The organism is Chryseobacterium sp. RU37D, assembly GCF_900156075.1.
Taxonomy (GTDB): Bacteria; Bacteroidota; Bacteroidia; order Flavobacteriales; family Weeksellaceae; genus Chryseobacterium.
The window spans coordinates 50,448-62,890 of sequence record NZ_FTMM01000005.1 but is presented as its reverse complement, the minus strand read 5'-3'; the positions used below and the strand labels follow the sequence as shown (position 1 = coordinate 62,890).

Genomic DNA, 12,443 nt, shown 5'->3' with positions numbered 1-12,443 from the left:
TTAAAATCGTTAAAAAATTCTTTTCAAAACCAGAAATTCTTTTCTAGAATAGAATCTCAAAATCAGATAATGCATCATAAGACTTAAAGAGAAATACATCAGAGGTAGAACGCCCAAAATGTTTCGTGAATTTCTCATTTGTGCCATATCACAAACATATGAATTTTGCAACAATTGTATAATGAAGAAAACCAACGAATTATACTGTATTTTTTAAGTAACAAAAAATTAAAAAATTTTTTTAAGGAAAATTTTTCAAAAAATAAGAATATAATATTCTTATTTCAAACATAACTTTCATTTAAGCAAAAAAAATAAAAAAAATCTCCCATTACTAAATATTTTATTAATTTTTTGTCAATTTTGCATTTCAAATAAATGTTTTATCTTTGTTCCAGAATGAATTTTTATTCAATCAATTTGTGTTTTTGCCCTGTAAATCTTTTACAGGGTTATTTTATTTTTAGACAGAATCATTTTGTAAGCATATCCCTTTTGTTTGAATAATACCAAAGAAAAAAATACTGACAATTAAATAGTTATACAATATTTTGAAAAATTTCAAAATATTTTTTTAATAAAAATCTTTAACAAAATACTTTGAAATCCATTCTTATTTCAAGCATACTATTTTTTTTTATAAAAATTATAAAAATTAGCCCATAAATACTATCATAATATCCACTTTTCTTCGATTTTTTTTATAAAATAAATGTTTTATCTTCGCTTTAGAATGAATTTTTATTCAATCAATTTGTGTTTTTGCCCTGTAAGCTTTTTACAGGGTATTTTGTTTTTTATTCCTCTGATTTATCCTTTTCTGTTTTTATTTAGACCGAATAGTTTAAATTTATTTCAATGATAGATTAAAAAAAGCTTAAACTTGTCTGCATATATTTTTATTTAATAATTTTGTAACATTAAAATTTTAAAGATGGGAATCAACTTAAAGCCGATAGATGTTGTAGATGATATTACTCAGGAAGAATTTATTAAAAAGTATCTTAAACCAAGAAAGCCTGTTGTAATCAAAAACATGGCAAGAAAATGGCCTGCATATCAGAAATGGACCATGGAATATATGAAGGAAGTAGTAGGAGATGTGGAAGTTCCGTTATATGATAGCTCAAAAGCAGATCCGGCCGCTCCCATCAACGCTTCAGCCGCAAGAATGAAGTTTGGAGATTATATAGAGCTTATCCAGAGAGAACCAACAGACCTGAGGATTTTTCTTTTTGACCCAATAAAGTATGCTCCGAAGCTACTGGAAGATTACATTTCGCCAAAAGCTTTAATGGGAGGATTTTTAGATAAATACCCTAATATGTTTTTCGGGGGGAAGGGTTCTGTAACCTTTCTTCATTTTGATATTGATATGGCACATATCTTCCATACTCATTTTAATGGAAGAAAGCACATTCTTCTTTTTGATTATAAATGGAAAGAAAGATTATACCAAATCCCTTACGCAACCTACGCGCTGGAAGATTATGACATAGAAAATCCGGATTTTACAAAATTCCCTGCTCTTGATGGTGTAGAAGGTATTGAATGCTTCCTTGAGCATGGTGATACTTTATTTATGCCTACAGGCTGGTGGCACTGGATGAAATATCTGGATGGAAGTTTCTCCATTTCTTTAAGAGCTTGGGACAAATCATGGGCAGTAAAGGCACATTCTTTATGGAATCTTACGATACAGCGTAAATTTGATGATATCATGAAGAAAAACTTTAAGAAAAAATATATGGACTGGAAAGAAAAAGTAGCCATAAAAAGAGCAGAAATAGCTTTAAAAAGAGGTTTACCAAGATAAGACACAAATTTTGAAGCATCTTTTTTATTGGTATGATGAATTAGTCAATATTTAATCTGACTGTTAAAATAATCGGTTTTCCCTGGTGCATTCCTACTTTGGCTGCGGTTTCTTTGTCTGATTCAGATGAACGCGATGTCGGCTTTATTTTTCAATTCTTTTTTCTAAAACGGAATTGATATTATTTTGAGCCGCTATGATTTTGCTTTTATCATCATTAAAAATAAACCTTTTTATCATTGAAATGTTCAGCAGTTTTGTAATTAATTCCTTCTTCTTCAAAATTAACAGGAATCCACTGGCTGAAAAATGCTTTGGTAATTTTATCCTTCAATCATGCCTCCCAAAAAAACTGAATTCTAATTTTTCTTTTATCTGAAATTTTTCAATCGTATCATTTTTTACACAAAAAAAAACATAATTATATCTTCCAAATTATTCGCGTTAATTGTAAACTAAATAATATTGTCGATTGATTTTCATTATCAAAATTTATTTTATTTATAGGAATATACATAAAATTTGTTTTTAAACCCATTTAATTTCGAAATAAAACCCCTCCTCTTCCAGTCCTCTATGTTTCTCCTGATTGAAGATAAATAGTTTACTGGGTCTTCCGCTGCCTTCTTTTTTCAAATTATTGGTTTCATTAAGCAATTCGTAACTCATAATTTTTTTGCGAAAATTCCGGCGATCAATTTCTTTACCAATAATGGTTTTATAGAGATTTTCAAGATCAGAAAACGCAAACTCTTCATTCAAAAGATTAAAAGCAATGGGCTGGTACTGAATTTTTTTACGAAGCCTTTTTAACGCAACATCAATAATTATTTGATGATCAAAAGCCAGTTTTGGAAGCTGATTCACACTGAACCATTGTACATCTTCTACATCGGAATCTGCAAAGACTTTATGATAAGAGGGATTCACAAGTCCTAAATACGCTATGGAAACCACCCTGTTTCGAGGATCACGATCAACATTACCAAAAGTGTAGAGTTGTTCCAAAAAATCAGGTCTTATACCTGTTTTTTCATATAGTTCCCTCTTTACCGCATCGTCGAGATTTTCATTGTTAAGAACAAGTCTTCCCGGAAGAGCCCAGTCTCCTTTGAATGGCTTAATATTTCTTTGGATCAATAAAAGCTGAAGGTCATTTTTTTTAAAATATCCAAAAATGACCGCATCTACGGTAACTTTTATATCCTCTAATTCTTTTGGAGACTCCATTGTATTAATTTGCGTTACGAATACACAAAATTACAATTTAGATTAATACTATTCAATATTAAAATAAAAAATCTCCAAATAATAATTTTTATTAAATTTACCTGAGTTAGGGATAAGAAAATAATAATAGTTGTAAATTTTAATTAATTGATAATTATTATTTTAAATATTATGTTTTGATGATTTAGCTTTCAGATCTTTAAAAGATGACTTCATTATTTCTGGTTTATAACCATTTTTCTATCCTGAAAATCAAAAAGTTGATCAAGAAATGAAAGGACTAAGTATAAATTAATGATTTTCTTTTAGTTATTCAAAATGCTTATCCCGAACTCAGGTTAAATATGGAAGGCAATTGGAGCGCTTCAACAAAATCAATGGAATTTAAAGGAAAAATGAAGGATCCCGCAAGACCGGGAAAAGATTGTGACGTAAGAGAAGTCTTTACTTTCGTGGATGACAACACGCAGAAACTGGAAATGTACGGCCCAGATTCTAAAACAGGAAAAGAATTTAAAATGATGGAAATAAAATTTACCCGTAAGAAATAAATAAAAAATCCGCAGAACTGTCTGCGGATTTTACTTTTATCTTCTGCCTTTTTACTTGGCTTTTATTTAATCATTAAGCTTCAAAACAGCCATAAATGCCGATTGTGGTACTTCTACACGACCAATCTGCTTCATTTTTTTCTTACCTTCTTTTTGCTTTTCCAAAAGTTTACGCTTTCTGGAAATATCTCCTCCGTAACATTTTGCGGTAACGTCTTTTCTCAATGCTTTAATTGTTTCTCTTGCAATAACTTTCGTTCCCAAAGCTGCCTGAACTGCAATGTCAAACTGCTGTCTCGGGATCAGTTCACGAAGTTTTTCACACATTTTTTTACCTATATGATAAGCATTAGAATCGTGAATCAAAGAAGATAATGCATCTACCATATCTCCATTAATCAGGATATCCATTTTTACCAACTTGGAAGCTCTGAATCCGATTGGATGATAGTCGAAAGAAGCATATCCTTTAGAAATAGATTTTAATCTGTCATAGAAGTCGAAAACAACCTCTGCCAAAGGCATGTTGAAGATTAATTCTACCCTTTCAGACGTCAAATAACTTTGGTTAACGATTTCCCCTCTTTTTTCAATACAAAGTGTCATTACAGATCCTACAAAGTCAGATTTCGTAATGATGGAAGCCTTAATATAAGGCTCTTCCACTCTATCTAAAATTGAAGGATCCATCATTTCGGAAGGGTTATTGATAAGAATCGGAACCTCTGGTTCTTTTTTAGAATAACCAAAATAAGAAACGTTTGGAACTGTTGTGATGACGTTCATATTAAACTCTCTATCGAGCCTTTCCTGAACAATTTCCATGTGAAGCATTCCTAAGAATCCGCATCGGAAACCGAAACCTAAAGCCGCTGAACTTTCCGGTTCGAAAACCAAAGAAGCATCATTTAGTCTTAATTTTTCAAGAGAGAATCTTAACTCTTCAAAATCCTCAGAATCAATTGGATAAATACCTGCGAAAACCATTGGCTTTACTTCCTCAAAACCTTCGATTGGTCCTGCAGCAGGCTTATCAAAAGAAGTGATGGTATCACCTACTTTTACTTCACGGGCATCTTTAATACCGGAAACCAAATATCCTACATCTCCACAACCTACAGTTTTCTTTGGAACCTGCTTCAACTTCAAAGTTCCTACCTCATCAGCTCCATATTCTTTACCTGTTGCAAAGAATTTAATTTTTTCGTTTTTCGTAATGCTTCCGTTTACCACTTTGAAATAAGCCTCAATTCCTCTGAATGGATTGTAAACTGAGTCAAAAATCAAAGCCTGAAGCGGTGCATCGGGATCTCCAACCGGAGCCGGAATTCTTTCCACAATTTGCTCTAGCAAATGGTGAACACCTTCACCTGTTTTTCCTGAAACTCTCAAAACATCTTCATATTCGCAACCTATCAAATTCATGATTTCGTCAGTTACTTCTTCAGGATTTGCAGAAGGAAGGTCAATTTTATTCAAAATCGGAATGATCGTTAAATCATTTTCCAATGCCAAATACAAATTACTAATCGTTTGTGCCTGAATACTTTGAGCAGCATCTACAATAAGAAGTGCCCCTTCACAAGCAGCAATTGAACGGGAAACTTCGTAGGAAAAATCTACGTGCCCCGGTGTATCAATTAAGTTTAATATAAATTTTTCGCCTTTATATTCATAATCCATCTGGATGGCGTGAGACTTAATAGTAATCCCACGTTCTTTTTCCAAATCCATATCATCCAGCGTCTGAGACTGTAATTCTCTTTGAGTCACCGTATTGGTGTACTCCAAAAGACGATCTGCCAAAGTACTTTTACCGTGATCGATATGAGCGATTATGCAAAAATTTCGTATGTTTTTCATTTAAGAACTTGTAATTTGCAAAGATAAGAAAATGATAGAGAATTTCTTATTCTTAATTTTAATAGAGAGAATTTAATTTGTGATTAATTTGATTTTGAACTTGCAACTCTTTTTGAGACAAAATTTATATCCTCTTTAACTTAAAGAGTATAAGAATTGTGTCCTAACAAAGTTAGCAACTCCAATATATTGTGTCTTCTGCGCAGAAACAACGACAGAAAATAACAGGAATAAAATAATTTTTTTCATAATGTTTTTAAGTTTCTGCAAAAATAGAGATTAATCTAAAAATCAAACGACCCTCACAAATAAATTGCAAGAGTCGTCCAACATTAAAAAAATAAACTATTATGGAGTTTGTCTTTGTCTTGGAGCGTTATTGTTGCCGCGAGGTTTTCTTTCGTTCATCTTATCTCTCATCATTCCCTCAGACTGAAACAGCTTCAAGACTTTTTGGCAAGGAATTACCTGCTGCATTTTATCCGCGTATTTTTTTCTATTATCCAATAACTTTTGTCCTACCTCAAAACTCTGCTGAAGTTTAGCCTTGGCTTCTTCATTGGACAGCGTTTCAGGGTTAAACTTAGAATTAAACTGGTTTTTAATCTGCTTCTGGCTTTCCAGATATTCATTATAGATCTCTGTAAATTCGGTTTTATCACTAGGATCTATATCCAGATTTTCCATCACCATATTGTTTCGGAACTTGGTAAGGAGCATTTTTCTTTCCTCCGGAGAAAGATTGTTTATTACTTCCTTTCTTTGTTTAGGGTCCATTTTTTTCCAGTCATAATCCATTCTTTGGGCATTCAGTCCAAAACCATAAATAATCAAAAGTGTAAATAATATCTTTTTCATCTTTCTCATTAATTATATAAATCCAGGTAAACGTCCTGTGTTGAATTGCTTGCCAACTCTGAGATTTCAGAATTTGTAAAAGAATCCAGGTATTCGTTCATCTGAGTTTCTTCTTGTTGTGAAACAGATTTTAAAGCTTTACTTATCGTTTCAGCTTTTGTTTCTGTTCCGCTGTTATCTTGAACTAAGACTTTATTATTATTTTGATTTTCAATTATTTGATTATTATTTTCGATAGAAGTTAAATCAGATTTCAAAGTTTCATAAGCCTTTTCGCTTTCAGACTTTTTTTCCTTGATATTCGAAGCATAAGCTGTCTGAGAATTTGTTCCTTTTGAATCATTATTGCTGTCAAAAATAAAAGTCGCTCCAAAAATCAAAGCCAGTGATGCGGCAGCTGCATAAGCCCAATTTAATTTAAAAATCGATACTTTTTTCTTAGCCGTCAGCACACTACTCAATACATTTTCCTGAATATTCTCAAACAGATTTTCAGGGACTGTGTAAATATTTTTACGTTCTAATTTTTCCAGATCAAAATTATTGAGCCCACTCAATACCCTCCCCTGAATGTTTTCAAACAAATTTTCAGGGACTTTATAGATGTTTTTGCGTTCTAATTTTTCCAGATCAAAATCTTTCATCTTGTCGTTTTCTCAAAAATTATCTCTCATAATTCTCTTTAATATATTCTTCTATTTTCTGTTTGGCATAATGATAATTCGTTTTCAGTGTCCCTACCGACATATCCACAATTTTGGATATCTCTTCGTAAGGCAGATCATCATAATACCGCATCATAAATACCAGTTTCTGCTTTTCCGGCAGGCTTTGTATAGCACTCTGTAGCAATATCTGTATTTCTTCGGCATCTCCGTCTGTATTATCCGCAACAAGATTCTGCATGTGATACTCAGCATCCCCATCAGTTTTCTGCATTTTCTTCAGTTTATTGACTTGCTGTAGTGCTTCATTGGTAGCAATTCTGTACAGCCATGTATATAACTGGCTATCATTTTTGAACTGGTGAAAATTCTGATAAGCTTTAATAAAAGTCTCCTGCAAAGTGTCCTGAGCAAGATCTCCGTCCACAATAATTCTTCTTATGTGCCAATACAATCTACTTTGATAAGCATCCATTAAAGCACGAACTCCTTTTTCCTGAGTTCGTGGATCTTGCATCAACGAAATAATTTCCGTGTCCTTAATCTTCATAAGATGCTTTCATTGTTTTGGATTACAAAAATAACTGAAAGTTAAATTACTTCTTCAATTTTTAGTCCAAATATTTTTTATTGTTAAAATTAATTTTTAAGATTTAAATTAAGAGGTAATATTTAACGCAGGTTCGTAAGGATTTTTTTAAAATAATTGAAAATATTTTCCGTTCGCAAGGCCGTTTCACCAGCCAAGGCTATATCACATTCATACTCAATTGCTGAGTAAAACGCCCTGCGAACGCATCCTACATAAAGATTCTCCGCAAACCCTGCATTGAAAATTACTCATACTAACTTTGTACCCCAACTTCTCTTCCAAAAAACTCAACACAAAATCCTATCTTTGTTATATGCAAATTGTAATCATCGGTTCCGGAAATGTAGCCTACCATATGGCAAAAGCTTTTGTTCTGAATAAAATTCCTTTAGCACAGATTTTTGGCAGGAATGAAGAGGAACTGAATAAAATCTCCGAAGAACTCAAAATCCCGGTTTCTACGCAGACCCTGGAGGATGCGGATGTGTATTTCATTTGCGTAAGTGACAATTCTGTGGAAGCCGTTTCTAAAATTATTACTAAAAAAGAAGCCTTGGTAGCCCATACTTCAGGTTCGATTTCCAAAGAAATTTTAGCAGGGGAGTACAGAAAATCAAGCTTTTATCCTTTACAGACCTTTTCAAAATCAAAAGAGCTGGATTATTCAAAGATTCCGTTTTTTATTGAAGCTGAAAATGAAAATGATCAAAAAACATTGTTTGAAATTGCTTCCAAAATCTCCAGAAATGTAATGGAAAGCACTTATAATAAAAGAAAATACATTCACTTGACAGCCGTTTTTGCTTGTAACTTTGTGAATCATCTTTTTTCAAGAGCCAAGGAAATTTCTGATTCCCAAGAAATTCCCTTTGAATATTTTTTGCCGCTTATTGATGAAACAGTTCAAAAAATACATGAAATTGATCCCAAATCTGCACAAACCGGACCAGCCGTGAGAAACGACAAAAGAATTCTGGAATTACACGAGCAGTTGCTAAAAGACGAAAGCCTTGAGATTTATAAAACAATGAATCATTCTATTCAAAAAATGTATGAGCTATAAAGACAAATTAAAAAATATTAAAGCATTTGTATTCGATGTAGACGGAGTTTTCACAGATGGGAACGTTTATCTGATGCCTGGAGGAAATATGTGCAGGGTAATGAACGTCCTGGATGGTTACGCAGTGGTTAAAGCATTGAAAAATAACTATATCATCGGAGTAATCACCGGCGGAAATGACGAAATGGTAAAACACAGAATGAACTATCTCGGGGTAAAGGATTACTATCCAAAATCACCAGATAAAATGATAGATTTTGAAGATTTTAAGGCTAAGTACAATCTTAAAAATGAAGAAATTTTAACAATGGGAGACGATATTCCCGATCTTCATATTATGAAAAATTCTGCTGTTGCTGCCTGCCCGGAAAATGCCGTCTCGGAAATTAAAGAAATTGCAACATACATTTCTTCAATAAAAGGCGGAAGCGGGGCAGTACGTGATGTAATTGAACAAGTAATGAAGGTTCAGGGAAAATGGCATGATGATAACACACAATCAGTTTAATTATTTAGAAATGAAATTATTACTAGCCTCACAGTCTCCTAGAAGAAAAGAATTATTATCCAGCCTAGGCTTCGATTTTGAAGTGGTAAAAATTGATTGTGAAGAGATTGTTCCCGAACATATCAAAGTAGGAGAGTCCGCAGCTTATCTGTCAGAATTAAAAGCGGATGCCTTCCGAAAACTGGAAGAAGGAGAAGTTTTATTAACAGCTGATACCGTTGTAGCCATTGACAATCAGTTTCTTGGAAAACCAAAAGACAAAGAAGAAGCTACACAAATGTTGAAAATGCTTTCCGGAAAAATACATCAGGTGTACACAGCTATTACCATTAAAACTTTAACAAAAACCATTACACAAACAGATATTGCGGATGTAGAGTTTGATAATATTACAGATGATGAAATTGTATACTATATCCAGCATTACAAACCTTTCGATAAGGCAGGAAGCTACGGCATTCAGGAATGGCTGGGGATGGCCAAGATCAGAAAAATGAATGGCAGTTTCTATACCATTATGGGACTTCCCACTCATTTAGTTTACAAAATTTTGAGAGAAATATAAAGAGTTTCAATACAAAATTTTATTATTTTTACAAAATCATCAATCCTACTGATAATAAAAAGTAGATTAGCGAGTTATATTGAATAATGAAAAAGAATATTTTATTCCTTTTAGTGCTTTGTATCGTAGCTTCCTGTGCCACAAAAACCAAGAGGCCGGAGCAGCGATCGAAGTTTATGAAAGGTTTTTCCACATACTACAATACTCTTTTTAATGCAAAGGACGCATTAAACAGTGAGTTTGAAACGAGAGACAAGGGTCATAAAGATAATTTTTATGCACCTTACATTCCTATTCTTACATACGAAGATCAGCCTTTGGGAAGTAACCTTGGACAGTCTACCGCATTTGCAGAAAACTCCATGAAAATGGGAGAGGTAAATAAGCAGTCTGCTTCAAACCAGAATAATAATAGTAGAAATGGCCCTCCGGAAATGCCATCTGGGATATCAGGAGGTTCTGGAAACAATCCACTTTCAGGAGCATTGGGAACAGGCTCCGGTTCGGGCACAAATCCTAATCAACCTGATCAGAAAGGAGCTACCGTATTAGAAATTGCAGAGGCAAAAGCTTTAAAGGCAATTAATAAATATTCTGTAATAAAGCATGGGGAAGAGCAAAACAAACAGATCTTTGATGCTTATATGATTCTTGCCCAAGCCAGGATTTATAGCGGAAAATCTTTAGAAGCACTAGATGCCCTGAACTACGTCTTTACCCACATGAAAGATGATAAAAGGCTTCCTTTAGCCAGAATTTATCAGGGTTTGGCGTATGATCAGCTTAAAAATTACCATAAAGCGCATGAAGTTTTCGCAAAATTAAAAGGAGAAACAATCAGTAAGGACTATGATAAATTATTAAGTATTTATTATGCAGAATCTCTTTTGGATGCAGGAAAAAAAGAAGAATCCGTAAAAGAGCTTGACCGCGCTTTTGAGCTTAACAGCAACAGAAAACTGAAAAGCAGAGTTGCCTATCTGAGAGGGCAGGTGTTATTCGGACTTAATCAACCGGAAAGAGCAAGGGAAAGCTTTATGGCCGCCTACAAATATGCCAATGATTTTGAATTTGAAGTGAAATCCCAAATCGAAATTGCTAAAACTTTCAACGGAAAAGGAGATTACAGCGGGGCAAAAAAGTACCTAGAAGACATCAGTAAAAAAGGAACCTACGGATCAAGAAAAAATGAATTTTACTATGCATTAGGTTTAATGGCCAATAAAGCCGGAAAAAAAGACGATGCCCAAGAATATTTCAGAAGATCTTTAAAGGAAAAAGTTTCAGATCCGCAGATTCGTGGTCTTACTTATTATGAAATAGGGAAGGGATATCTGGATAAAAATGACTATATCGGGGCCGGGGCTTACTATGATTCTGCTTTGGCTGTAATGACATATGAGCCTTCTAAAGTTCTTCTTACAGACCAGTCAATATACATAAAGAAAATCTCGAAAAATTATTATTTAATTAAAAAAAATGACAGTATTCTGAATTTAGCCAAAATGAGCGCTGAACAAAGAACTGATTTTTTCACAAAATATATTGCAAAATTAAAAGCCAAAGAAGAAAAGGAAGAGCTTGAAAGAAGACGCGCAGAACGAAGCAAAGGCTTTGATACAGGAGATTACAGCGCTAATTCTATTTTTGCCAATAGCTCAAATTCTTTCGAAGATTTTGGTGTAGCCACAAAAGGTTTTTATTTTTCAAATGCAGGAACCGTAAGCAAGGGAAGTTCTACCTTTAAGCAGACCTGGGGTGATAGAGCTTTGGTAGACAACTGGCGTTTCTCTAAAAAGATGGCAACCATTGATGATATGAAGAATGAAGCGCTGGGGGCAACAGATGTACCAAACCCAAGACGTTTCGAACCTGCTTTTTATATCGAACAAATACCTACTGATGCAGCAAAATTAAGCCAGCTGAAAAAAGACAGAGATACAGCCTCATTAGGACTTGGGGTAATGTACGAAAACTACTTTACCAACACTCCTTTAGCCACAAAAACTTTGTATGACCTGGTAGATGTAAAGCCGGAAGAAAAAGTAATGCTACAGGCCTTATATGAAATTTTTGCGATGAATTATCTGAAAAATCCTCAGGCTGCAGAAAGAGCAAAACAGATCCTCCTGACAGATTATCCGTATACTTCGTACGCAGAATTTGCCAGAAATCCTAAGAGCACAACATTTGTAAAATCTTCTGAGGATGTAGAAAACCAGTACAAACAGGCCTTTGCTTTGTATGAATCTGAGAAATTCGGGGAAAGTAAGGATATTATTAACCAGACGATCCAAAAGTACCCGAAAGATGCTCTGGTTCCAAAATTATATTTATTAAATGCCTTCAACGCAGGAAAAACGAATGGGAAAGAAGTAATGATCCTTCAGCTGGAGCAGATCGCATTGAATTACGGCAAAACCCCGGAAGGAGAAAGAGCCAAAGAAATGCTCAATTATCTGAAAAGTGACCTGAGCTTTCAGGCAACAGATAATAAAGGAAATGCAATTCCTCAACAGCCGGGAAATCCTAATAATAATGTTCCTCAACAGCCTTCACAGCCGTTCAACGGCACCGGGGCCCCGCCAAAACCGGGAATGAATAACGAACAACAGCTACAGCCTTCAAGCGGAAACAGCAATCGCCCTTCGAGAAGATCTGCCAACAGTAACGTTCCTCAGCAGCTACAGAATGGCACATTACCTGCAAAACCACAATAAAATAAAAAGCGA

At 34.1% G+C, this 12,443-nt stretch carries 11 protein-coding genes; 6 read left to right on the top strand and 5 right to left on the bottom strand.

Translation table 11 applies throughout. The features are described 5' to 3' along the window. Positions 1 to 934 precede the first annotated feature (934 nt). Positions 935 to 1,816, top strand: a complete 882-nt coding sequence (locus BW926_RS03710; protein WP_076444299.1) for a cupin-like domain-containing protein — start codon at positions 935 to 937, stop codon at positions 1,814 to 1,816. Positions 1,817 to 2,344: 528 nt separating this feature from the next. On the opposite strand, the gene BW926_RS03705 is transcribed toward BW926_RS03710, so the two are convergent. Beyond that, positions 2,345 to 3,046 (bottom strand): NUDIX hydrolase, encoded by a 702-nt coding sequence (locus BW926_RS03705; RefSeq protein WP_076444297.1) that lies wholly within the window; start codon positions 3,044 to 3,046, stop codon positions 2,345 to 2,347. A gap of 344 nt (positions 3,047 to 3,390) precedes the next feature. Between BW926_RS03705 and BW926_RS03700 the strand changes: the two genes are divergently transcribed. After that, positions 3,391 to 3,597, top strand: a complete 207-nt coding sequence (locus BW926_RS03700) for a DUF1579 family protein (protein ID WP_083672253.1) — start codon at positions 3,391 to 3,393, stop codon at positions 3,595 to 3,597. Positions 3,598 to 3,663: 66 nt separating this feature from the next. Here BW926_RS03700 and lepA read toward each other — a convergent pair whose 3' ends face one another. The 4 genes from lepA to BW926_RS03680 all read right to left on the bottom strand — a co-directional run bounded on the left by lepA (position 3,664) and on the right by BW926_RS03680 (position 7,533). Then, the gene (gene lepA, locus BW926_RS03695; RefSeq protein ID WP_076444295.1) at positions 3,664 to 5,460 is read right to left on the bottom strand and encodes a translation elongation factor 4; all 1,797 of its coding nucleotides are present in this window, start codon (positions 5,458 to 5,460) and stop codon (positions 3,664 to 3,666) included. A 348-nt stretch (positions 5,461 to 5,808) separates the two neighbouring features. Continuing rightward, entirely contained in the window at positions 5,809 to 6,318 is a 510-nt protein-coding gene (locus tag BW926_RS03690) for a hypothetical protein (RefSeq protein WP_076444447.1), read from the bottom strand. 8 nt (positions 6,319 to 6,326) lie between these two features. Next, on the bottom strand, positions 6,327 to 6,962 hold the full coding sequence (locus BW926_RS03685; RefSeq protein WP_228403388.1) for a hypothetical protein: 636 nt from the start codon (positions 6,960 to 6,962) through the stop codon (positions 6,327 to 6,329). A 19-nt stretch (positions 6,963 to 6,981) separates the two neighbouring features. Continuing rightward, positions 6,982 to 7,533 carry an RNA polymerase sigma factor gene (locus BW926_RS03680; RefSeq protein WP_076444293.1) on the bottom strand — a complete coding sequence of 184 codons (552 nt, stop codon included), beginning with the start codon at positions 7,531 to 7,533 and terminating at the stop codon, positions 6,982 to 6,984. Positions 7,534 to 7,888: 355 nt separating this feature from the next. Here BW926_RS03680 and BW926_RS03675 point away from each other — a divergent pair, with 355 nt between their 5' ends. From BW926_RS03675 to BW926_RS03660, 4 genes are all read left to right on the top strand, one after another. Continuing rightward, positions 7,889 to 8,638, top strand: coding sequence for a Rossmann-like and DUF2520 domain-containing protein (locus tag BW926_RS03675; protein WP_076444291.1), 750 nt, complete (start codon positions 7,889 to 7,891; stop codon positions 8,636 to 8,638). Then, entirely contained in the window at positions 8,628 to 9,146 is a 519-nt protein-coding gene (locus BW926_RS03670; RefSeq protein WP_076444289.1) for a KdsC family phosphatase, read from the top strand. Before BW926_RS03675 ends, BW926_RS03670 begins: the two co-directional genes overlap by 11 nt. 10 nt (positions 9,147 to 9,156) lie before the next feature. Next, positions 9,157 to 9,711: a Maf family protein gene (locus tag BW926_RS03665; RefSeq protein WP_076444443.1), complete on the top strand. Its 555-nt coding sequence runs from the start codon at positions 9,157 to 9,159 to the stop codon at positions 9,709 to 9,711. 86 nt (positions 9,712 to 9,797) lie between these two features. After that, positions 9,798 to 12,431 carry a type IX secretion system periplasmic lipoprotein PorW/SprE gene (locus BW926_RS03660; RefSeq protein ID WP_228403387.1) on the top strand — a complete coding sequence of 878 codons (2,634 nt, stop codon included), beginning with the start codon at positions 9,798 to 9,800 and terminating at the stop codon, positions 12,429 to 12,431. Positions 12,432 to 12,443: the final 12 nt, after the last annotated feature.